At 69.1% G+C, this 22,812-nt stretch carries 19 protein-coding genes and 1 pseudogene; 9 read left to right on the top strand and 11 right to left on the bottom strand.

Annotation, left to right across the window (positions count from 1 at the left end; translation table 11 throughout):
- Window positions 1–22 precede the first annotated feature (22 nt).
- Window positions 23–880, top strand: coding sequence for a sulfurtransferase (locus ON33_RS05580; RefSeq protein WP_040855967.1), 858 nt, complete (start codon window positions 23–25; stop codon window positions 878–880).
- Here ON33_RS05580 and ON33_RS05585 read toward each other — a convergent pair whose 3' ends face one another.
- On the bottom strand, window positions 881–1,597 hold the full coding sequence (locus tag ON33_RS05585; RefSeq protein ID WP_245550313.1) for a methyltransferase domain-containing protein: 717 nt from the start codon (window positions 1,595–1,597) through the stop codon (window positions 881–883).
- A 42-nt stretch (window positions 1,598–1,639) separates the two neighbouring features.
- Here ON33_RS05585 and ON33_RS37960 point away from each other — a divergent pair, with 42 nt between their 5' ends.
- Window positions 1,640–2,296: a TetR/AcrR family transcriptional regulator gene (locus tag ON33_RS37960; protein ID WP_218001373.1), complete on the top strand. Its 657-nt coding sequence runs from the start codon at window positions 1,640–1,642 to the stop codon at window positions 2,294–2,296.
- Here ON33_RS37960 and ON33_RS05595 read toward each other — a convergent pair.
- Entirely contained in the window at window positions 2,237–2,944 is a 708-nt protein-coding gene (locus ON33_RS05595; RefSeq protein WP_373281016.1) for an HNH endonuclease family protein, read from the bottom strand. The genes ON33_RS37960 and ON33_RS05595 overlap by 60 nt on opposite strands.
- A 71-nt stretch (window positions 2,945–3,015) precedes the next feature.
- Window positions 3,016–3,378, bottom strand: a complete 363-nt coding sequence (locus tag ON33_RS05600; protein WP_040855969.1) for a hypothetical protein — start codon at window positions 3,376–3,378, stop codon at window positions 3,016–3,018.
- A 246-nt stretch (window positions 3,379–3,624) separates the two neighbouring features.
- Between ON33_RS05600 and ON33_RS05605 the strand changes: the two are divergent.
- Window positions 3,625–6,455: pseudogene (locus ON33_RS05605) on the top strand (DEAD/DEAH box helicase).
- Window positions 6,452–7,222 (top strand): SWIM zinc finger family protein, encoded by a 771-nt coding sequence (locus ON33_RS05610; protein WP_040855971.1) that lies wholly within the window; start codon window positions 6,452–6,454, stop codon window positions 7,220–7,222. The pseudogene ON33_RS05605 and the gene ON33_RS05610 overlap by 4 nt, the downstream one beginning before the upstream one ends.
- A 10-nt stretch (window positions 7,223–7,232) precedes the next feature.
- On the opposite strand, the gene ON33_RS37965 is transcribed toward ON33_RS05610, so the two are convergent.
- The 4 genes from ON33_RS37965 to ON33_RS05630 are packed head-to-tail and all read right to left on the bottom strand — an operon-like array spanning window position 7,233 to window position 11,120.
- Window positions 7,233–8,768, bottom strand: coding sequence for a flavin-containing monooxygenase (locus tag ON33_RS37965; protein ID WP_083868620.1), 1,536 nt, complete (start codon window positions 8,766–8,768; stop codon window positions 7,233–7,235).
- Window positions 8,765–9,340, bottom strand: coding sequence for an NAD(P)/FAD-dependent oxidoreductase (locus ON33_RS39345; protein ID WP_083868621.1), 576 nt, complete (start codon window positions 9,338–9,340; stop codon window positions 8,765–8,767). Before ON33_RS39345 ends, ON33_RS37965 begins: the two co-directional genes overlap by 4 nt.
- A complete protein-coding gene (locus ON33_RS05625; RefSeq protein ID WP_040855977.1) occupies window positions 9,337–10,260 on the bottom strand; it encodes a hypothetical protein in 924 nt (307 codons plus the stop codon). The genes ON33_RS39345 and ON33_RS05625 overlap by 4 nt, the downstream gene beginning before the upstream one ends.
- A gap of 23 nt (window positions 10,261–10,283) precedes the next feature.
- Window positions 10,284–11,120 carry an SDR family NAD(P)-dependent oxidoreductase gene (locus ON33_RS05630; RefSeq protein WP_040855979.1) on the bottom strand — a complete coding sequence of 279 codons (837 nt, stop codon included), beginning with the start codon at window positions 11,118–11,120 and terminating at the stop codon, window positions 10,284–10,286.
- 104 nt (window positions 11,121–11,224) lie between these two features.
- Here ON33_RS05630 and ON33_RS05635 point away from each other — a divergent pair, with 104 nt between their 5' ends.
- Window positions 11,225–11,899 carry a TetR/AcrR family transcriptional regulator gene (locus ON33_RS05635; protein WP_051151680.1) on the top strand — a complete coding sequence of 225 codons (675 nt, stop codon included), beginning with the start codon at window positions 11,225–11,227 and terminating at the stop codon, window positions 11,897–11,899.
- An 8-nt stretch (window positions 11,900–11,907) separates the two neighbouring features.
- On the opposite strand, the gene ON33_RS05640 is transcribed toward ON33_RS05635, so the two are convergent.
- From ON33_RS05640 to icmF, 4 genes are all read right to left on the bottom strand, one after another.
- Window positions 11,908–12,894, bottom strand: a complete 987-nt coding sequence (locus ON33_RS05640) for a methyltransferase (RefSeq protein WP_040855981.1) — start codon at window positions 12,892–12,894, stop codon at window positions 11,908–11,910.
- Window positions 12,895–12,984: 90 nt separating this feature from the next.
- Window positions 12,985–14,046: an amidohydrolase family protein gene (locus ON33_RS05645; RefSeq protein ID WP_245550314.1), complete on the bottom strand. Its 1,062-nt coding sequence runs from the start codon at window positions 14,044–14,046 to the stop codon at window positions 12,985–12,987.
- A gap of 135 nt (window positions 14,047–14,181) precedes the next feature.
- Window positions 14,182–14,580, bottom strand: a complete 399-nt coding sequence (locus ON33_RS39350) for a hypothetical protein (RefSeq protein WP_040855985.1) — start codon at window positions 14,578–14,580, stop codon at window positions 14,182–14,184.
- Window positions 14,581–14,788: 208 nt separating this feature from the next.
- Window positions 14,789–18,073 carry a fused isobutyryl-CoA mutase/GTPase IcmF gene (gene icmF, locus ON33_RS05655; RefSeq protein ID WP_040855986.1) on the bottom strand — a complete coding sequence of 1,095 codons (3,285 nt, stop codon included), beginning with the start codon at window positions 18,071–18,073 and terminating at the stop codon, window positions 14,789–14,791.
- A 127-nt stretch (window positions 18,074–18,200) separates the two neighbouring features.
- Between icmF and ON33_RS05660 the strand changes: the two genes are divergently transcribed.
- From ON33_RS05660 to mmsB, 4 genes are all read left to right on the top strand, one after another.
- Window positions 18,201–19,700 carry a CoA-acylating methylmalonate-semialdehyde dehydrogenase gene (locus ON33_RS05660; RefSeq protein WP_040855988.1) on the top strand — a complete coding sequence of 500 codons (1,500 nt, stop codon included), beginning with the start codon at window positions 18,201–18,203 and terminating at the stop codon, window positions 19,698–19,700.
- A gap of 3 nt (window positions 19,701–19,703) precedes the next feature.
- Window positions 19,704–20,843: an acyl-CoA dehydrogenase family protein gene (locus ON33_RS05665; protein WP_040855990.1), complete on the top strand. Its 1,140-nt coding sequence runs from the start codon at window positions 19,704–19,706 to the stop codon at window positions 20,841–20,843.
- Window positions 20,840–21,940: an enoyl-CoA hydratase/isomerase family protein gene (locus ON33_RS05670; protein WP_040855992.1), complete on the top strand. Its 1,101-nt coding sequence runs from the start codon at window positions 20,840–20,842 to the stop codon at window positions 21,938–21,940. The genes ON33_RS05665 and ON33_RS05670 overlap by 4 nt, the downstream gene beginning before the upstream one ends.
- A partial coding sequence (gene mmsB / locus ON33_RS05675; protein WP_040855994.1) for a 3-hydroxyisobutyrate dehydrogenase occupies window positions 21,937–22,812 on the top strand: 876 nt, incomplete at its 3' end. The genes ON33_RS05670 and mmsB, both read left to right, overlap by 4 nt.

Here is a 22,812-nt window from a genome sequence, read left to right on the forward strand (position 1 = left end):
GGTGGTTCGGCTTCACAGGGCGATGATTCGGCGAAGAGGAGTTGGCTTGAGTTCGGTGCTGATTTCGGTTGCGGAGCTTGCGGATCTGCTGAGCCAGAGCGGCAGCCGGGTGCGATTGCTGGATGTCCGGTGGGCGCTCGGCGACCCGGACGGGCCGCAGCACTATCTGGACGGCCATATTCCGGGTGCGGTATTCGTCGATCTGGAAACCGAACTCGCCGATCCGCCCTCCGCCGCCAAGGGCCGCCACCCCATGCCGGACCTGGCGCACCTGCAGAAGTGCGCGCGCAGCTGGGGTGTGTCCGACGGGGACCTCGTGGTCGTCTACGACGCCACCGGCGGCATGGCCGCAGCGCGGGCCTGGTGGCTGCTGCGCTGGGGCGGCGTGGCCGATGTGCGCATTCTCGACGGCGGGCTACCCGCGTGGGAGCAGGCCGGGGGCGAGCTCGTCGCCGGTGACGAGACCGCCCCCGAAGCGGGAACCGTGGTGCTGTCCCCGGGCAATATGCCGACCATCGACGCCGATGGCGCGGCCAGCTGGCAGGGCCTGCTGCTGGACGCCAGGGCGGGCGAGCGCTACCGCGGCGAGGTGGAGCCCGTCGACCCGCGCGCCGGGCACATTCCGGGCGCGGTGAGCGCGCCGACCGCCGAGAACCTCACGGCCGCCGGGCAATTCCTGTCGCTGACCGAATTGCGTTCCCGCTTCGAGGGATTCGGCGCCGGGCCGGTCGCGGTGTACTGCGGCTCCGGGGTCACCGCCGCCCATCAGGTCGCGGCGCTGGCCGTGGCCGGGATCGACGCCGCCCTCTATCCCGGGTCCTGGTCGCAGTGGTCCAACGACCCCAAGCGACCGGCCGCCACCGGCGCCGAACCGGCCTGATCAGTACGGCTTGACGGCGGTGAGAATGCCGGTCGCGAACGGGCCGGTGCGGAATTGCACTGCCGTGAAACCGATGTCGGTCAGCACGTCGCGGTAGCGGCGGATATCGACCGCCGACAGCGGATCCGCGGCCGCGTGGTCGTCGTCATGGCTGTGCCCCCGGCCGCCCGAGCGGTGCGCGGCCAGTCCGGCCATGGCGCGAATGGCCAGCCCGCGCAGGCCGGTGGTCGGGTGGGTGTCGGCGAGCAGTAGGCGGCCGCCCGGGCGCAGGACGCGGAAGACGGCCGCCAGGGCGGTCTTTCGCTCGGATTCGGCGATGTGGTGCATGGCGAAGGTCGAGGTCGCCACATCGAACGAGGCGTCCGGGTAGGGCAGCGACTGGGCCGCGCCGAGGTCGAAGGTGCAGTTGGGGGCGGCGTGGGCGGTCGCGTAGGCGATCATCTGCGGCGACGGGTCGACGCCGACCGCCCGGCCGTGCGGCCCGGCCTGCCGGGCCAGCTCATTGGCCAGCCGCCCGGGGCCACAGCCCAGATCGATGGCGTGATCGCCCGGGCGGATGCCGCTGATCGTGGCGAAGTGCCGCGCGAGGCTGCCGGCGCGGCCCAGGAAATAGACGTCGGTGAGCAGCTGGTAGCGGCGCGGCCAGTTGATGAGGGCTCCGACGGGTTGGGATTCGATATCGGACACTTGATTGTGCTGGGTCATGTGGTCAATCATCGAAGGATGGGAAAGCCCAGGCCAGACGCAGTTTCTGAGCATGTGTACGTTTCCGGACACCCGGGCGGAATCCGTCCCGGAACGGCCTCCGACGTCGTCGCCGGGACCACCGGGACGGTGCTCGATCGTCGCGTCCGCCGCACGCGGATGGCGCTGCACCGGGCGCTCATCGAGCTCATGCAGGATCAGCCCTATGCCCGGATCACGGTGCAGGACATCATCGATCGCGCCGATGTCGGCCGCTCCACCTTCTACGCGCACTACCGCGACAAGGACGATCTGCTGTTGATCAGCTGTATCGAGCATGTGCGGGGCGAGATTTCGGCGCAGCTGGCCCGCTATCCGGGCGAGCCGCCGCCGCTGGCGCCCGTGGAGATCCTGTTCCGGCTGATCGCGGCGCATCCGGACGTGTACCGGCCACTGATCGGACAGCGCGCGAACGCCATTGTGCTGCGGTCGATCCGGCAGATGTACGCCGAACTGCTCGCCGAGCACCTGGGCCCGCGGCTCGGGCCGGACCCTGTCGCGGCGGGCGCGATCGTCACATTTCTGTCGTGGGGTCTTTACGGATTGCTGGAATCGGTCATGGATCCGCGGCAGGAGCTCACCGCCGACCAGGCGTACCGGCAGTTCGCGACGCTATGGGCAGGCGCGGGCGACCCGCGCCAGGGCGTCCCGGTCGGCGGCGGTGACCGGTAGCCCGTACCGGTGCGCGACCATCAGATATTTGCCGGCGTAGAAGCAGTGGCCGGCGCGAGCGGGCGGCAGCCAGTCGCCCGGTGTGCGATCGCCCTTGTCCTCGTTGGTCTTTCCGTCCACCGCGAGCAGGTTGTAGTCGACATCGTTGGCGAAGCGCACGCGCCGCGCCGGCGGCCACCCCGACGCGCCCAGATCCCAGGCGGCGGCCAGCGGATACACGTGGTCGATCTGCACGGTCTTCGCCTCGCCCCGCGCGAACGCGATGTGCCGGCCCGTATAGGGATCGTTCAGGTCCCCGGCCAGCACCACGCACGCGTTCCCGGGCCGGAAACTCACCTCGGTGAGCTGCCTGGCCAGCACGGTATTGCGGCTGTCGCAGCCGTCGTGACCACCCGGTCCGTCGTGATCGTCGGTCCACGCCGGTCCGAACACGCACCCCTGCCCGCTGCCGCAGCCACGCTCGTAACCACCCGGACGCGGTCGGGCGGGCACGGTCCGCACACCCGCGAGCAGCCGTTCCAGCTGGACGCGGGTGGGACTGCCCGGCGCCGGCGACACCTGTCCCAGGGATTCGCACCCGAGGACCCCGACCAGGACCACCAGCGCGCCGAGCAGCCGGAACAGCAGGGGTCCGCCCGTGAGCCGCACGGCAATACGTGTACCGCACCCTTCGGCCGGCGAGTGCTGTCACGCGAACTTCGCACTCCCCCGGGGGCTGCTTACAGCCAGGCGTGCGCCAGGATGTCGTCGGCGGCGGTTTCCGAGAGTTGCGGCGGAAAGCGTGTTGCCGCAATGGAATCCACGTGCGCGCCGTCATGGCCGATGAGCCAGGAACCGCCTCGTTCCTCGCATTCGGCGATCTTGGCGAAAACGGTGAGCAGAAATGTGATGGAGTCGTGCGGGTCCGCGGTGCGGGCGAGGCGCTGTGACTCACCCGGCCGGGACAGATCCAGCCACACCCCGGACTGTCCGTCCAGGCGCATCCCCACGATCTTGGACGTGTCCACGAAGGTGAATTTCCGCCGTTCCCACGAAGTTGTGGGCGTGAAGCTCTGCTCGAGCACTTGGAGCAGAATCGTCATCGTCAACGGCCTCCCTACGGTCTCGAAAGTGCCACGGCTCCGGATTGAGTCGCGGTGGATTGTCGGGTGCGCCCCGCACGGCTGCCATCCGGGCACGAGCATGGTGTGCAACGGACACAGCTGACACCGGCGGGTGCGGTGACCTGCGGATTTATCCAGTATGTTCCGTATCCGATCAGAAATAAAGGGGGACCCGACTCTCGGGTAGTCGGGAGGTTGTCGGGGGCGGCTGGTTGGATGGGCGGAATGCTGCACGGACTGTGGACGCCCGGGTCCGGGTTGGTGCTCTGGCACGATCCGGACGGTTCCGTGCTGGCCGGGGAGGTCGAGAAGCTGCCGGAGCCCCTGGGGTCGATCGTGCGCGGCGCGAAGTGGCGGCATCGAGCGCGGGTGCTGGTCATGGGGGAGTACGGGCCGGAGGAGGCGCAGGTGCGGGCGCACGCGCTCGCACCTGAGACGGCCGCGAAGGTGCTGTCCCAGGACCTGCCGGCGGGGCTGGTCGCGGGGGATCTGCGGTTTCTGGGGCATGTGGCGCGCGGGGTGCAGCGGTGGGTGCGGGCGGGTCGCGTGGTGCCGGAGGTGCGGCGGGACGACGGGGAGTGGTGGGTGCGGTGGCGGCTGGTCGGCGGGCAGCGGCAGCGGGCCTGGCTGGCGGAGCTGGCCGTGGCCATGCCGGGCGCGTTGCAGGTGGCCGGGCGGCCCGCGGAATTGCTGGAGAACCTCGTCGCGGAACTGGCCGATCCCCTGGTGCGCCTGCGCATTACGGAGCCGCCGGACCGGGCGTCCGGGTCGCATCCGCTGCTGACCGCGCTGGTGGCGGCGACGCCGCTGGAGACCGGATCGCATCGGGTGGCGTCGGTGCTGGACGACTGGCGGACCAGCCTCACCGCGGACGAGCCGGAACTGGTGTTGCGGCTGCTGGAACCGGACGGTGAGGAGCCGGGCGAGCTGTGGCGGCTCGAGGTCTGCCTGCGCGAGGAAGGCGAAGCGCCGCAACCGGTACTGCTGCCGGGTGATCCGCAGCTCATGCGGATCGCGGGGGAGAAGCTCGCGGCCGCCAAGCAGGCGTACCCGCGGCTGCGGGATCTGCCCGGCGATGCCCGCAGCATGGATCTGTTCCTGCCCACCGAGGTGGTGATGGATCTGGTCGCGCACGGGGCGAACGCGCTGCGATCGGCGGGGGTGCGGCTCATGCTGCCGCGGGCCTGGCGGGTGGCCGCGCCGGCCATGAAGCTGCGGGTGCAGAGTCCGGCCGCCACCGAAACCGCCGTCGGGCTCAAGGGTTTGGTGTCGTTCCGGTGGGAGCTGGCACTGGGCGACACCGTGCTGACGCCCGCCGAGATGTCGCGGCTGGTGGACGCCAAATCGGATCTGGTGCGGCTGCGCGGGGAGTGGGTGCAGGCTGATCATCGCATGCTGGCCGCGGCGGCCGACTACGTCTCGGGCCGCACCGACGAGACCGAGACCACCGTCGGCGGCCTGTTCGCTGAGCTGAACGCGCATCCGGTGATCGGGGTGCCGCTGGAGGAGGTCACGGCGACCGGCTGGGCCGCAGCGCTTTTCGACGGTGAGCGGACCGTCGAGCCGGTGCCGGACCCGGTCGGTCTCAAGGCCCAGCTGCGGCCCTATCAGCAGCGCGGCCTGACCTGGCTGGCGGCCATGAGCCGGCTCGGGTGCGGGGCGATCCTCGCCGACGACATGGGTCTCGGCAAGACGGTGCAGGTGCTGGCGCTATTGGTACACGAGCGTGAAACCGTTGCCGCGGCAGGCGAATCGGTGGCAATCGGGCCGACCCTGCTGGTCTGCCCGATGTCGGTGGTGGGCAACTGGCAGCGCGAGGCCGAACGCTTCGCCCCGGACCTGAGGGTGCTGGTGCACCACGGCGCCGGGCGGCGCTCGGGTCCGGAAATGGATGCGGCGGTTGCGGATTCGGACCTCGTGATCACCACGTACGCGCTGCTGGCCCGCGATGTCGAGGACCTGAAGCGCCAGGACTGGCAGCGGGTCGTGCTGGACGAGGCCCAGCACATCAAGAACGCCGGAACCCGGCAGGCGCGGGCCGCGCGACTGGTACCGGCGCGACACCGTCTGGCGCTCACCGGAACCCCGGTGGAGAACCGGCTCGAGGAACTGCGTTCGATCCTGGATTTCGCCAATCCCACACTGCTGGGCAAGGCGTCGGAATTCCACGCCCGCTTCGCGGTGCCGATCGAGCGCGAGCACGACGAGAACGCGGTCACCCGGCTGCGGGCCATCACGTCGCCGTTCGTACTGCGGCGGGTCAAGACCGATCCGGCGGTGATTTCGGATCTGCCGGAGAAGATCGAGATGACGGTGCGGGCCAATCTCACCGTGGAGCAGGCGGCGCTGTATCAGGCCGTGCTGGACGATATGTCGGCCAAGCTGAAGGCCGCGGAAGGCATGGAGCGCAAGGGTGCGGTGCTGGCCGCGCTGACCCGGCTCAAACAGGTGTGCAACCATCCCGCGCATTTCCTGGGCGACGGGTCGGCGCTGCTGCGCCGGGGGGCCATCACCGGTCCGGGAAGCTGGGGCTGGTGGAGGACATTCTGGAGTCCGCGATCGCCGACGGCGAGCGGGCGCTGCTGTTCACCCAGTTCGCGGAGTTCGGGAATCTGCTGGCGCCCTTCCTGTCCGAGCGTTTCGGGTCGGAGGTGCCGTTCCTGCACGGCGGGGTGAGCAAGCAGCGCCGCGACGACATGGTCACCCGCTTCCAGGAGGAGGACGGCGCGCCGGTCATGCTGCTGTCGCTCAAGGCGGGCGGCACCGGTCTCAACCTGACCGCCGCCAATCATGTGGTGCACCTGGACCGCTGGTGGAATCCGGCGGTGGAGAACCAGGCCACCGACCGCGCTTTCCGCATCGGCCAGCGTCGGGATGTCCAGGTGCGCAAGCTGGTCTGCGTCGACACCATCGAGGAGCGCGTCGACGACATGCTGAAGGGCAAGAGCCAGTTGGCCGACCTCACCGTCGGCACCGGCGAGAACTGGATCACCGAACTCGGCGACGACGAACTGCGCGCACTGTTCGCCCTCGGATCGGAGGCGGTCGGCGAATGAGCAATGTCATCGACTTCAACGAGTACGGCCGGCGCCGCCCGGTGCGCGGCGGGGTGCAGTCGCGCAGCCGCCGGGGCGCCGCGTTCGCCCGGACCTGGTGGAGCCGTTCGTTTCTGGAGGCGGTCGAGCAGGTCGCCGACGCCGGCCGGCTGGCCCGCGGCCGCTCCTACGCTCGCACCGGTCAGGTGGTGAACTATCGCCTGGAGCCCGGCCTGGTGAGCGCGGAGGTGCAGGGCAGCCAGCCCCGCCCGTTCATCTCGGTGCTGACCCTGCGGCAGCTGCGCGGCGACCGCCTGGACGAACTGGTGGACCTGGTCCGCGCCACTCCGGGCATGCTGGGCGAGATCGCCGCGGGCACCCTGCCCCAGGCCCTGGGCCCGCTGCTGCTCCCCACGACGGTGTCGGAGCTCGACTTCTCCTGCAGTTGCCCCGATTCCGGCTGGCCCTGCAAGCACACGGCCGCTGTCTGCTACGTCATCGCGGAGCGCCTCGACGAACGTCCGGGTGAACTGCTCACCCTGCGCGGCATCGAGCTCGACACCCTCATCGGCAGCGTCCAGCGCGCGAGTCCGCCCGCCGAATCCACCGATCTCTATGGCGACGACACGGCGCTCCCGGCTCTCCCGAAGCCCGAGTTCCGCCCGGCACCCGAGGATCTCGACGCGGTCCTGCTCCGACAGGCCCTCCGCATGACGGCCGAGGACGAGCAATCCGTCGCCGCGGGTCTCCGCGAACTCCGCGCCCTCTACCGCGCGCTCGACAACTGAGGCCGCGGGGCTAGGCGGTCGCGGTGCGGGTGGCGGGGTGGCCGGTGGTGCGGCGTGCCTCCGCCGATTCGAACCGATAGTCCCTCAGGTCGAAATGCGCGGCGCGCCAGGCGGCTTCGGGGGTGCTCATGGCGCGCAGCGGGACGTCGCCGTTCTTGTCGAAGTAGTAGGAGTTGGCCAGGGTGCAGCTGTCCTGCCAGAAGACCTGGGTGCGGCGGCGGGAGAGCATTTCCTGGAAGTAGCGCTCGTTGGCCTCCGGGGTGACCTCGATGCGGGTGGCGGCGCGGCGGCGGGCATTGCGGAGCAGGCGCAGGATGTGGGTGGTCTGCATCTCGATGAGCGTGAAGTAGGACGCGCCGTTGTAGCCGTACGGGCCGATGATGGTGAAGAAGTTGGGGAAGCCGGGCACGCTGACGCCCTCGTAGGCCTGCAGGCGGTGGGTGTCCCACCAGTCCTCGAGGCGCAGCCCGTCGCTGCCGTGCAGGTCGAAGGTGGGCATATTGCCGGACTCCATGACCTTGAAGCCGGTGGCCATGATGAGGACGTCGACCTGGTGGTGGCGGCCGGTGGTGCGCAGGCCACTGGCGGTGATCTCGGTGATGGGATCGGTTTCCAGCGTGACGTTCTCGCGGTTGAAGGTCTTCAGGTAGTCGTTGGAGAACGACGGCCGCTTGCAGCCCAGCGCGTACTTCGGCGTGAGCCGCTCCCGCACGATCGGGTCGTGCACCTGGTCGCGCAGGTGGGCCAGCCCGGTGCGCTCGCCGAGCTTCACCACGGGCAGCACCTTGTAATAGTGCGCCGAGAGCGGGAAGGTCAGCTCCACGAAGGCTTGGCTCAGCCAGCGGGTCAGGAACTGCCCGCCCGGCAGCCGCATGAGCGCCTGCGCGACCGGCGGCATGGGCGCGTCCGGTCGCGGCAGGCACCAGATCGGAGTCCGCTGGAAGACAACGAGTTCCGAGACCTCGCGGGCGATCTCCGGAATGATCTGGATGGCCGAGGCCCCGGTCCCGATGATGCCGACCCGCTTGCCGCGCAGCTCGATCCCGTGATCCCAGCGCGCGGTGTGCATGGTCTGGCCCCGGAACCGTTCCACGCCGGGGATATCGGGCAGTTTGGGCCGGGTCAGCACCCCGGTCGCGCCGATCAGATACCGGCAGGTGAGCTCGTCGCCGTCGGCGGTGCGCACCCGCCACAGGTGCAGTACATCGTCGAAGTCGGCGCGGGCGATGGTGGTGCCGAACCGGATGCGCGGCCGCAGCCCGTACTTCCTCACGCAGTGCTCGGCGTAGGCCTTCAGCTCCCGCCCGGGCGCGTACACCCGTGACCAGGAGCGCTGTTTCTCGAACGAGTACTGGTAGCTGAAGGACGGAATGTCCACGGCGATACCGGGATAGGTGTTCCAGTGCCAGGTGCCGCCCACCCCGTCGGCCTCGTCGATCATGACGAAATCGTCGAAGCCGGCCTTGCGCAGGGCGATCGCGGTCCCGATCCCCGAGAATCCCGCGCCCACAATGACGATCTCGTGGTCCACGACGGTATTTGTCACGATGCGTCCTCCGCGTAGATGATGCAGTCCACCCGATGCTCGACGCCGTCCACGGTGCGAATCCCGAGCGGCGCGAGCCGGGCGATGGGCCAGCTGACGATCCGGCAGTTCGGCTGCCGCAGGGCCCGGTAGTAGTGACTGTGCACTCGCACGGCGGCGGGCCGATCGGGCGTCAGCTGCCGCCGCTCCCACGAATCTCCGATATGCGCGCGGAGATTCGCCGCGGCGACGCGTCGCAGCACCTGCCGTTCGCACCAGCGAAGAACATTCACGCCGGAGTCGCCGGGCAGCCGTCCCAGCGCGTCGGCGGGCAACTGGCGCAACAGGATTCCGGCCCCCGGCATGGGTGGGGTGGGCAGAATCCAGATGGGATCGTGCTGGAACACCGTCACTCGGCGCGCCTGGGCGACGACCGGCGGGACCACCCTGGCCAGCGCGGTACCGCCGCCGATGACCGCGACATGCAGTCGATCGAGTTCGTGCTGGTCGCGCCAGCGGGTGCAGTGGATCTGGGGGCCGGTATAGGCGCCGCGGGCGCTGCCCGGATCGTTGCGGCGGATCGGGGCGGTCATCTCGCCACCGGCTCGTAGGTCAGGGCCTTGGACCAGGACGGGGCGCGGCGCAGGACACGCACCGGGAAGTGGTCGATGGCCTTGTTGAGGGCGTCGTTGACGCCCTGGATGGGCTGCCAGTGGTTGATGGTTGCCCTGCCGTGCAGGCGGACGACGTGGTAGAGCGGCACGCGTTTGATCTCCGGGCTGCGTTCCCCGGCTTTCTCGTAGCGCCGCACGGCATTCCAGAGCTTCTCCTCGTCGAGCCCCATCGCCATGATGTTGGCGGACATGCGGGAGAGCAGCGGCGTGTACAGCAGCGCGCCGAGCAGCAAGGTGGGTCGCAGCGCGAAACCCGCCGTCTCGATGGCGATCCGCCGCATCGGTCCGGCGCCGAGCTGTTCGAGCACCTGGAAGCCCACCGCCAGATGCCGGGACTCGTCGCTGTTGATGTGCCGGAACACCTCGTGACACAGCGGATCCCGCACCTCGTCGAGCAGGAACTTCACCAGCGCCCCGTCCAGTGCGCACTCCAGCGAGGGAATGACGGTGCCGAGCACCGGCAGGGACAGCTCGTCGCCGTACCGGTCCAGCCACTCGATGACGAGTCGGATGTTCTTGTTGGGCACCGGCATCGCGTTCCCGTCGAGCATGCCCCAGCGTCGCATCAGGGCCAGTTCGGCGTTGGCGTGCTTCTGCTCCTCGGCGTGGAAGTAGCGGTAGATCTCCTTGAGCGGCCCGTCGGGGGCGCGCAGCGTGAGTGCCGCGAACCCGCGGGCGCCGACGTGCTCGATCCACACCAGATCGGCCATGAACGCGGTCAGGGCCGGCCGCTGCTCCGCGGTGATGAGCTCGGCTCCCGGTGCGTCCCAGTCGATATCGGCCAGTGCCCACTGCCGATCCTGGACGACACCGAGCATGTCGGAATACGCGAACGCCATTGTTCAACTCCTTGCCGCCTTGGCTACCGCACCAGCCGCTCCAGTAATCCGGCTGCGCGGGTGTAGGTTTCGGGCAGCAGTCGCTTGGACTGCCAGATCGCCTTTGCCTCGAGCTGCGGGACCACGTACAGCTGGCCGTGATCCACCGCGTCGAGGGTGGCGCGGGCGATGGACGCGGGCGGGCGGCCGGTCCAGCGAATGAGGCGGTCGCCCCAGAGCTGGGCGGTCTCGTCGCCGATCGTCACGCCCTCGAGAATGTTGGTCCGGACGCCGGTGGGGCACAGCACGGTGACGGTGACGCCGGTGCCGGACAGTTCCGCGGCCAGTGTCTCCGACAGCGCCAGCACCCCGGCCTTGCTCACGTTGTAGGCGGCCATGCGCGGCGCGGATCCGAAGGCCGCCGCGGAGGCCACGTTCACGATCGAGCCGTGCCCGGCCGCGCGCAGCCGGGGCGTGAAGATGTGGCAGCCGTGGATGACGCCCCACAGGTTGACGTCGAGCACCTGATGCCATTCCGCGGGCGGCGTGTCGCCGATGAGGGTGCCGCCGCGGCCGATGCCGGCATTGTTGACCACCAGGTCCGGGCTCTTGCCGAACCATTCCTCGGCGGTGTTCGCCAGCACGGTCACCTGGTCCAGGCTGCGCACGTCGCAGACGGTGTCGAAGGCCTTGCCGCCGATGTCGCCGATCATTTCGGCGGTGTCGCGGGCGCGGTCGCCGTCGATGTCGGAGCAGACCACGCGCCCGCCCCGCTTGCTGATCTCGAGCGCGAAGGCGCGGCCGATGCCGCTGCCCGCACCGGTCACCACCGCGTCCGCCTGCTGGGTGCGGCGGGAACCGCCGAAGGGGTTGAGTCGCATGGGAACTCCCGGGGCCGTGCCGACCGGGCAGTCAATTGGTGGCGTATGCCACCATTGGCCGCACCTGCCACCAATTAGGCTCCGGGTGCGCTATTTTGTCAACTATGGACGTGCCCGCACCGGCAGCCGCCGTGTCCCCGGGACCCGCGCCGACCCGGCGCGGCGGCACCTGGGGCGGCCGTACCCAGAAGGAACGCCGCGCCGAGCGTCGCGAGCGGCTGATCGCGGCGGCACTGGACATCTGGCTCGAAAATGGCTGGGCCGCAGTCACCATGCGCGGTGTGTGCACCCGCGCGGGTCTCAATGACCGCTACTTCTACGAGCACTTCGCCGACCGCGACGAGTTGCTGGGCGCGGTGTGGGACGAGGTCGGATTCCAGGTGCTGGCCGAACTCTCGGCCGTGGTCGCCGAGAACCTCCAGCATCCGGCGCTGGGCATCCTGCGCATGGCCATCGCCCGCGCGGTCGCCCTGCAATCGGAGGGCCCGGCGCGCATCCTCTTCGGCGACCACGCCGGCAGTCGCATCCTCGAGGAACGCCGCACCGCCATGCTCACCGAGGCCACCGATCTGCTCATCGTCACCGCCCGCCCCTACCTGCGGCCCGGCGTCGACGAATCCGATCTGCGCATGGGCGTGCTGCTGGGCATCGGCGGCTTCATCGAACTGCTGACGGCCTGGCGCACCGGCGCCATCGACGCCGACGCCGACCGCATCGTCGACCATGTCAGCCGCACCGCCGATCTGCTCGGCGCGCAGTATCTCGCGCTGCCGGGCTGAGCGAGCGGCTACTTCACCGCCCACACCATGGACTCGGCCCCGGCGAGGTGCTCGGTCTGAGGATTCTGGAAGCCGGTGTCGGCCAGCCAGGTTCGCAGATCGGCGGCGGTGTAGTCGAAGCCCCCGGACGTCTCGATGAGCATGTTCAGGCTCATCAGCAGGCCGGGGAGATTGGTGCGGCGATCATCGTCGATGAGGGACTCGTAGACGATGATGGCCCCGCCCTCGGGCAGCGCGCGGTAGGCCTTCTCCAGCAGCATCAGCTTGGTGGGCAGATCCCAGTCGTGCAGGACGTGGCCGAAGACCAGGACATCGGCCTCCGGCAGCTCCTCGGCGAAGAAGTCACCGGCGCGGAAGGTGACCCGATCCTCCACCGGCGCGCTGTATTCGGTGAAGATCGGCTCCACCGCGGGCAGATCGTAGCCGATGCCGTGCAGGTGCGGATTGGTCTCCAGCACGGTGCGCAGCAACCCGCCCTGGGCGGTGCCGATGTCGGCCACCGACTTCCAGCGATGCCACGGGAACACTTCGGCGATGGCGTGCGCGGCCGGCAGTGACAAACCCGTCATGGCCCGCTGAAAGTCGTAGAGCCGCTGCGGATCCCGGTAGATGGTGGTGAAGAAGTCGCCGCCGTCGCGGGCCTCGTTCTGGGGCAGCCCGGTGCGCAGGCCCGCGGTGAGCCCGCCCCAGAACGGGTAGAGCCGGGCCGCGGCCATCTCCAGGAAGCCGCCGATGTACTCGCTGCCGGTGCTGTCCAGATAGGTTGCGGTGTCTGCGGTATTGGCGTACCGATCGTCGGTGCGCCGCAGCATGTCCATGGCCACCAGCGCGTCCAGGAAATCGCGGGCGGACCGCGGATGCAGGCCCAGTTCGCGCTGTAGCTGCTCCGCGGTCAGCTGTCGATGCCCGAGCACCGTGAACACTCCGAGTTCGACGGCGCTGAGCAAGGTCCGGGACTCCCAGAAACCCATTCCGATCCGCAGGATCCGCTCCATGGCGCATCACGATAGCCAGAGCGACCGTCCGGCAACGGCGGACACGGCAAATCCGTCCGGCCGGGGAGGCGCCGATCCCGCTGAGCGGGCTCAGAGTACGTCGATCCTGTACACCCGTTCGGCATTGCGGCGGAAGATCTGCTCGATGGCCTTCGCGTCCGCGCCATGCCCGGCCAGTGCGGTGGCCACCGCCTCCGCGGCGTTCGGGATGCTCGTAATCGGTTTGTCCACCGGGAAATTCGAGCCCCAGATGAGCCGATCCGCCCCGAACACGTCGAGCGCGTGCTCCAGCATCGGCGAAATCCGTTCCAGCAGTACGGGAACCGGCGTCGGATTGCCGCGCTTGGGCACCGCATGCCCGAGGATGGGCATCATCAGACCGCTCACCTTGGATACCACATTGGCATGCTGGGCCAGGGCGCTGAGATCGTCGCGCCAGCGCACGAACAGCTCGCGCCGCTGTCCGGGATTGTGGCCGGTGTTCCGCCCGACCGGCCCGAAAATGCCCGCGGGCGTGCCGAGATGGTTGAGCACGATGGTGGTGTCGGGATAGCGCTCGGCCAGCGCGGCCACCTCCGGCAGCTGCCCCGAGTACACCCACGCCTCGAATGCCAGCCCACGATCGGCGAGCGCGCCGAAGCCGTCCAGGAAGGCGGGGGAGGTGAGCCGGCCCGGTGTCCGGCAGGTCGCGCGCACATCGGGATCCGGGTGGTACTCGACGCGGGAGCGAATGCCCCGGAACAGGGGCGAGGCGGCCTGATGCGCGTCGAGCAGTTCGGCGAACTCGGGGGCGGCGGGATCGCCCGCGCCCATGATCGCTCCCAGTGCCGGTGTGTCCACGCCGAACGGCAGGCTGGCCACCCAGCGGGTCTCGTCGGCCGGGCCGAGCGGTCCCTTGCCGACCCACTCGACCTCGATGTGCACGATGGCCTCGACGGGCACGTCGCCGGCGTCCTCGCGGTAGTCGCGCGGCAGGTACGGATGGACGACCGGCGTGGGATCCCCGGCGAATTCGCGATCGCGCCGCGGCGCCAGCCGTTTGGCCAGGTCGATCGGTATCGGCACGTAGCGGAACAGCTTCGCCAGCCCGCTGAACTCACGTGGCGTGGCGAGCGGATCCCACTGATGGATGTGGGCGTCCACGACAGTCATTCCCGCGAGGTCCATGAGGTCCCTTTCGCCTGGGTCGGCCTGTCCCGGATTGTTCCACGCGCACCCGCCCCCGGCCGCGAAATGACGGTGCCGCGCCCGGCGAGGTGGACGCGGCACCGTCGGTGGGCGCGGTGGTTACGGCAGTACCTGCGGAATGACGTTGGGGTCCAGGATGCCGACCAGCGCGCCGATCCCGGCGCCGATGACGGTGCCCAGCGCGGATCCGGTCACCAGGCCGGGCACGGAGCCGACGACCGAGCCGAGGGCGCCGCCCGCGGCGCTGCCGCTCAGGGCGCCCGCCGCCGCGCCGTTCCAGGCCGGGTCGGGGAACTGGGCATTCGGGTTGGTGGCCACCGGGTCGAGCGGGATGCCGTCGGCGGCGACGGGGGTGGCCTGGACCGGTTGTGCGGGAGCCGGCGCGGTGTCCGGCGCCTGTGCCGAGGCCACGCCCGCGAACAGGGTGGCGGCGGCCGCGACGGGCAGCGCGACGGCGATCAGTCTGGCGGTGGCTCTCTTGGTGGTCTGACGCATCATGGTCTTCCTGTCCTCCCCGATTCCGAATCCCCGACCGGATTCGAAGTCAGCTGTGATCGAACCGAACGATTCAGATATAGCTGAGTAATTGCTATAGATCGGAAATTGCCACGCAGTGGAAATTGGGGGATGGCAAAAATGCAGGAGGAACTAATAGCCCATTGCGATGACTCATGAGATATAGCAATGAGCTATCAAAGGTCTCATATCAGACATTGCGCCGATACTGACCGCCCACGGTGAAGAAGGTGTCGGTGACCTGCTGGAGGGTGCACACTCGCGCGGCATCCATCAGAACCTCGAAAACGTTCTCGTCGCTCGCCGCGGCCGCCGCCAGCCGGGTCAGCGCTGCCGGCGCCTCGTCCCGGTGCCGATCCGTGAATTCGCGGACTCGTTGCAGTTGAGACTGCTTTTCCGGCTCGGTGCCGCGCGCCAATTCCAGCACCCGGTGTTCCTCCTCGTGCGGATTGCGGAAGGTATTGACTCCGATGATGGGCAGGCTGCCGTCGTGCTTGCGGCGCTCGTAGAGCATGGACTCGTCCTGGATCCGGCCGCGCTGATACCCGGTCTCCATGGCCCCGAGCACCCCGCCGCGTTCGCTGATCCGCTCGAACTCGCGCAGCACCGCCTCCTCCACCAGATCGGTGAGCTCGTCGATGACGAAGCTGCCCTGTAGCGGGTTCTCGTTCATGGCGAGCCCCCACTCCCGGTTGATGATGAGCTGGATGGCCAGCGCCCGGCGCACCGATTCCTCGGTCGGCGTGGTGACCGCCTCGTCGTAGGCATTGGTGTGCAGGCTGTTGCAGTTGTCGTAGACCGCGATGAGCGCCTGCAGCGTGGTGCGAATGTCGTTGAAGCTCATCTCCTGTGCGTGCAGCGACCGCCCGGAGGTCTGCACGTGGTACTTCAGCTTCTGCGACCGCTCGTTGGCCCCGTACCGGTCGCGCATGGCGATCGCCCAGATGCGCCGTGCCACCCGTCCGATCACCGAGTACTCGGCGTCCATGCCATTGGAGAAGAAGAACGACAGGTTCGGCGCGAAGTCGTCGATGTCCATGCCGCGCGCGAGATACGCCTCCACATAGGTGAACCCGTTGGCCAGCGTGAAGGCCAGCTGGCTGATCGGGTTCGCTCCGGCCTCGGCGATGTGATAGCCGGAGATGGACACCGAGTAGAAGTTGCGAACGCCGTTGCGCACGAACCACTCCTGGATGTCGGCCATCATGCGCAGGCTGAACTCGGTGGAGAAGATGCAGGTGTTCTGACCCTGATCCTCCTTGAGGATGTCGGCCTGCACGGTGCCGCGCACCGTGGCCAGGGTGCGGGCGCGCAGGCCGGCCGCCTCGTCGGCGGTGGGTTCACGGCCCTGCTCGGCCGTGAACTCGGCCACCGCCTGATCGATGGCGGCATTGAGGAAGTAGGCCAGGATGGTCGGCGCGGGACCGTTGATCGTCATGGACACCGAGGTGGTGGGCGAGTCCAGATCGAAGCCGTCGTAGAGCGCCCTCATATCGTCGAGGGTGGCGATGGAGACCCCGGAGGTGCCGACCTTGCCGTAGATGTCGGGCCGCTCGGCCGGGTCGTGCCCGTACAGCGTCACCGAGTCGAAGGCGGTCGAAAGCCGTTTGGCCTCAGCGTGTTCGGAGAGCACCTTGAACCGGCGGTTGGTGCGGAAGGCGTCGCCCTCGCCCGCGAACATGCGCGCCGGATCCTCGTTGTCCCGCTTGAACGGGAACACCCCCGCCGTGAACGGGAACCGTCCGGGCAGATTCTCCGATCGCAGGAACCGCAGCAGCTCACCATGATCGGTGAAGCGGGGGAGCGCCACCCGGGGAATCGAACTGCCGGACAATGTCTCCCGGCGCAGTGTGGTCCGCAGCTCCCGATCGCGGACCCGCACGACCTGTTCGTCGCCCCGATACGATTCCACGACGGCCGGCCATTCTGCCAGCAGCGCAGCGGTTTCCGGCGACTGTCCGGCGCGAGCCTGCGCGAGCAGCCCGCGCAGGACCTCCCCGGCAGCGGCGGTATCGCCGGTGGTCGTAGCGGCGACTCCGGCCGCGGTCTCCCGGGAAGCCTGGAGGGCGCCGTCTCCCGGCAGCTCGGCGAGTACCTGCTCCAAGCGCTGGACGCGGCGTGCGGCGTCCATCTCGCGCGCCGTGCCGGCGTGGTAATCCCTTACGGCTTGCGCTATTTCGGCCAGATAGCGCACACGGGCGGGGGGGATGATCTGGGCGAAGCGGGTGGAGGTGCGGGTGGTCACCCGCGGCAGCACGCCTTCCTGCAACGGCAGCCCCTGCTCGGCGAGCAGGCCGCTCAGGTGCTGGTAGAGCGCCGTCACCCCGTCATCGTTGAAGGTCGCCGCGCTGGTGCCGAAGACCGGCATGTCCTCGGGCGCGGCATCGAACTCCTCCCGATTCCGCACCAGCTGCCGCGACACATCGCGCAGCGCGTCCTCGGCCCCGCGCCGCTCGAACTTGTTGATGGCCACCACATCCGCGTAGTCGAGCATGTCGATCTTCTCGAGCTGGGAGGCCGCCCCGAACTCGGGCGTCATCACGTACAGCGACACGTCCACGTGCTCGGCGATCGCCGCGTCGCCCTGCCCGATGCCGGGCGTCTCGAGGATGATCAGGTCGAATCCCGCTGCCTTGCAGGCGATCACCATGGTGTCGATATCGTGCGGCAGTTCCCGTTCGCCCCGGGTGGCCAGCGACCGGAAGTAGACCCGTTCCCCGTCGAGGGCGTTCATCCGGATCCGGTCGCCCAGCAGCGCACCGCCGCCGCGTCGCCGGGTGGGATCCACGGCCAGCACCGCGACCCGCAGCTTGTCCTGCTGGTCGGTGCGCAGCCGCCGCACCAGTTCGTCGGTGAGAGAGGACTTTCCGGATCCGCCGGTGCCGGTGATGCCCAGCACCGGCACGTGCCGCCCGGCCGCCGCGGCGGTCAGGGCCGCCACGTCCGCCTCGGGCAGCGTGCCCTGCTGCAGGCAGGTGAGCGTCCGCGCCAGCGCCGCCCGATCCCCGGCCAGCACCGCCTCGACCGGTGCGGGCGTGTGCGAAAGATCCACGTCGCACGTCGAAATCAGCCGGTTGATCATCCCCGGCAGTCCGAGCCGCTGCCCGTCCTCCGGGGAGAAGATGGTCACCCCCGACTCGGCCAGCCGCGCGATCTCCTCGGGAATGATCACCCCGCCGCCCCCGCCGAAGATCTTCACGTGCTCGGCGCCGGCCTCCTTCAAGGCCCGGGCCAGGTATTCGAAGTACTCGATGTGCCCGCCCTGATACGAGCTGACGGCGACGCCCTGCACGTCCTCGGTGACGGCCGCGTCCACGACTTCGCGCACGGCCCGGTTGTGCCCTAGATGAATCACCTCGGCTCCCTGGGCCTGCAGGATTCTTCGCATGATGTTGATGGCCGCGTCATGGCCGTCGAACAGTGCCGCTGCGGTCACGAACCGCACTGGATGAACCGGGACATGCAGATCTGGCATGCGGTTGCTCCAAGTCTCGGAGGCTCTCTGGGTGCTGTGAATTATCCCACAGCCAATACTTGGATGTCCAACTATAGGATCGCCACAGAAAGCGCAATCGGCGCGCAAGCATCGAGACAGGACTGGCATGGTTCGCGAACTCACTCATTTCATCGACGGCAAGCAGGTCCCGGGAACTTCCGGCAAATTCGGCGATGTGTTCAACCCGAGCACCGGTCAGGTTCAGGCCCGGGTGCCGCTGGCGAGCAAGAGTGAGGTCGAGGCGGTCATCGCGAACGCCGCCGCGGCGCAGCCCGCCTGGGCCGCCATGAACCCGCAGAAGCGGGCTCGCATCCTCATGAAGTTCCTGACGCTCGTGCAGGACGAGATGGACTCGCTGGCAGCGCTGCTGTCCAGTGAGCACGGCAAGACCATCCCCGACGCCAAGGGCGACATCCAGCGCGGCCTCGAGGTCATCGAATTCGCCGTCGGCATTCCGCACCTGCTCAAGGGCGAGTACACCGAGAGCGCCGGCACCGGCATCGACGTCTACTCCATGCGGCAGCCGCTGGGCGTGGTCGCCGGCATCACCCCGTTCAACTTCCCGGCCATGATCCCGCTGTGGAAGGCCGGTCCGGCGCTGGCCTGCGGTAATGCCTTCGTGCTCAAGCCTTCCGAGCGCGACCCCTCGGTGCCGCTGCGGCTGGCCGAGCTGTTCCTCGAGGCCGGGCTGCCCGCCGGTGTCTTCAACGTGGTCAACGGCGACAAGGAGGCCGTCGACACGCTGCTGCACGACGAGCGCGTCAAGGCCGTCGGCTTCGTCGGCTCGACCCCGATCGCGCAGTACATCTACGAGACCGCCACCGCCAACGGCAAGCGCGCGCAGTGCTTCGGCGGCGCCAAGAACCACGCCATCGTCATGCCCGACGCCGACCTCGACGACGTGGCCGACCAGCTGATCGGCGCGGGCTACGGCTCGGCCGGCGAGCGCTGCATGGCCATCTCGGTCGCCGTGCCGGTGGGCGAGGAGACCGCGGATCGCCTGCGCGCCAAGCTCGTCGAGCGGATCAACAAGCTCAATGTCGGCGTCTCCGACGACCCGGGCGCGGACTTCGGCCCGCTGGTCGGCCGTGACGGCGTGGACCGGGTGAACAACTATGTGCAGATCGGCGTCGACGAGGGCGCCGAGCTGGTCATCGACGGCCGCGGGCTGGTCGTGGAGGGCGGCGAGGACGGCTTCTTCGCCGGCGCTTCGCTGTTCGACCGCGTCACCCCGGAGATGCGGATCTACCGGGAAGAGATCTTCGGACCGGTGCTGGCCCTGGTCCGCGCCGAGGACTACGAAGAGGCACTGCGGCTGCCCAACGAGCACGAATTCGGCAATGGCGTGGCCATTTTCACCCGCGACGGCGACACCGCCCGCGACTTCGCCGCCCGCGTGCAGGTCGGCATGGTCGGCATCAACGTCCCGATCCCGGTGCCGATCGCGTACCACACCTTCGGCGGCTGGAAGCGGTCCGGCTTCGGTGACCTCAACCAGCACGGCCCGGACTCGATCCGCTTCTACACCAAGACCAAGACGGTGACGCAGCGCTGGCCCGCGGGGCAGAAGGAATCCAACGCCTTCGTCATCCCGACCATGGACTGACCGATGTTCGTACTTGACGAGGACGAGAAGGCGATCGTCGAGACCGCCCGCTCCTTCGCCGATGAACTGCTCGCGCCCAATGCCCTGGAATGGGATGAGCGCAAGCACTTCCCGGTGGACGTGCTGCGCAAGGCGGGCTCGCTCGGCCTGGGCGGCATCTACGTGCGCGAGGACGTGGGCGGCTCGGAGCTGCGGCGGCTGGACTCCGTGCGCATCTTCGAGCAGCTAGCGACCGGCTGCCCGGCCGTGGCCGCCTACATCTCGATCCACAATATGGCGACGTGGATGATCGACACCTACGGCGATGAGACGCAACGCAATCGGTGGCTGCCGGGCCTGAGCTCCATGGACCTGCTGGCCTCGTACGCGCTGACCGAGCCGGGCGTCGGCTCCGACGCCGCGGCCCTGAGCACCAAGGCCGTGCGGGACGGTGACGACTACCTGCTCACCGGCGTCAAGCAGTTCATCTCCGGCGCGGGCAGCACCGACGTGTACGTGATCATGGCGCGCACCGGAGATGAAGGGGCGCGCGGGATCTCGGCGTTCATCGTCCCGGCCGATACGCCCGGGCTCTCCTTCGGGGCCAATGAGAAGAAGATGGGGTGGAACGCGCAGCCCACCCGGCAGGTCATCCTCGACAATGCCCGGGTCCCGGCGGCCAACCTGCTGGGCGCGGAGGGCAACGGCTTCCGCATCGCCATGAACGGGCTCAACGGCGGGCGGCTCAACATCGCCGCCTGCTCGATGGGCGGGGCGCAGGCCGCGCTGGACCGGACGGTCGAGTACCTGGCCCAGCGCAAGGCCTTCGGTTCGCGACTGCTGGACAACACCGCCCTGCAGTTCGAGCTGGCCGACATGCGCACCTCGCTGGAGGCCGCCCGCACCCTGCTGTGGCGGGCCGCGGCCGCCCTGGACGCCGACGCCCCCGACAAGGTGGAGCTGTGCGCCATGGCCAAGCGGTTCGCCACCGACGCCGGGTTCGAGGTGGCCAACAAGGCCCTGCAGCTGCACGGTGGCTACGGTTACCTGGCCGAATACGGCATCGAGAAGATCGTTCGCGACCTGCGGGTGCATCAGATTCTCGAGGGCACGAACGAAATCATGCGGGTGGTCGTCGCCCGCTCGGTGGTAGGAGCAGCATGAGCACAGCGGTGCACGAACCCGAGGTGTTGATCGAGCAGCGCGACGGCCTCGGCCTGATCACGCTCAACCGGCCCCGGGCCATCAACGCACTCAATCATCCGATGGCGCTGGCCATCCTGGACGCGCTGCGGGGCTGGGCGGCGGACGACGAGGTGCGCGCCGTGGTGCTCACCGGAGCCGGCGAACGCGGGCTGTGCGCGGGCGGCGACATCGTCGCCATCCACAACGATGCCAAGCACACTGTCGCACAGGGTGATTCGCCCGAGACGGCCGCCGACTCCCCGAGCGGCACGTTCTGGCGCGACGAGTACATCCTCAACGCCCTGATCAAGCGCTACCCGAAGCCCTACGTCGCGGTCATGGACGGCATCGTCATGGGCGGCGGCGTCGGCCTGTCCGGGCACGCGTCGCACCGCATCGTGACCGAGCGGTCCATGGTCGGCATGCCCGAGACCGGCATCGGCTTCATCCCGGACGTGGGCGGCACCTACCTGCTGGCGCACGCGCCCGGCGAGATCGGCACCCATGTCGCGCTCACCACCGCGCGCATGTCCGCCGGCGACGCGATCGCGGCCGGCTTCGCCGACTATTTCGTTCCGTCGGAACACCTTCCGGCGCTGCTGGAGGCGCTGGCCACCGCCGAGGTCGACGTGGCCATCGCCAAATTCGCGCAGCCCGCGCCGATCTCGGAGTTCGTGGCCCAGCGGGACTGGATCGACGCCTGCTACAGCGCGGACACCGTCGAGGAGATCGTGCACCGGCTCCAGACCGACGGCCGCGCCGAAGCAGCCAAGGCCGCGCAGGACGTGCTCTCGAAATCGCCGGTGGCACTGAAGGTCACGCTGCGCTCACTGCGCGACGCGCGCCGGGCCGCCGACCTCGAGACCGTCCTGAACCAGGAGTACCGGGTCTCCGTCGCCTCCCTCAACACCCACGACCTGGTGGAAGGCATTCGCGCCCAGGTCATCGACAAGGACCGCAACCCGCAGTGGTCGCCCGCCACCCTGGCGGACGTCACCGACGCCGACGTGGACGCCTACTTCGGCGCGCTCGGCGATCGCGAATTGGGTTTGGCCGCACCGAAGGACGAGCAATGAGCACCAACACCAAGGTCGGGTTCCTCGGACTCGGCCACATGGGCGGACCAATGGCCGCCAACCTGGTCGAGGCCGGATACGACGTCCTGGCCTTCGACCCCGTGCCCGCCGCGCAGGACCAGGCCCGCCGAGACGGCGCGACCGTGGTCGCCACCGCCGCGGAAGCGGTGTCGGCCTCCGACATCGTCATCACCATGCTGCCCAACGGCCGCATCGTGCTGAACCTCTACGCCGAGATCCTCCCGGCCGCCAAGCCGGGCACCCTGTTCGTCGACTGCTCCACCATCGACGTGGGCGATGCCAAGCAGGCCGCGGAACTCGCTGTGGCAGCGGGACATCGGGCCCTGGACGCCCCCGTCTCCGGCGGCGTGGCGGGCGCGGCGGCGGGCACTCTCACCTTCATGGTGGGCGGCGCGGACGCCGACTTCGCCGACGCGCTGCCGCTGCTCGAGATCATGGGCGGCAAGGTCGTGCACTGCGGCGGCGCCGGCGTGGGCCAGGCCGCCAAGATCTGCAACAACATGCTGCTGGGCATCTCCATGATCGGGCTCTCGGAAGCCATTGTGCTGGGCGAGAAGCTGGGGCTGACCCACGACAAGTTCTTCGACGTGGTCTCGACCGCCTCGGGACAGTCGTGGGCGCTGACCTCCTACTGCCCGGTGCCGGGACCGGTTCCGGGCAGCCCGGCCAACAACGACTACCAGCCCGGTTTCGCCACCGCGCTGATGTCCAAGGACCTGGGTCTGGCAGCGAACGCGCTGCGGGCCAATGGCGTCGACGGGCAGATCGGGCAGCTGGCCGCGGAGATCTACAGCCGCTTCAACCAGGACGAAGCGGGCAAGGACTTCTCGGCTATCGTCACCGATATCCGC

This window comes from Nocardia niigatensis NBRC 100131, assembly GCF_000308655.1.
Lineage (GTDB): Bacteria > Actinomycetota > Actinomycetes > Mycobacteriales > Mycobacteriaceae > Nocardia > Nocardia niigatensis.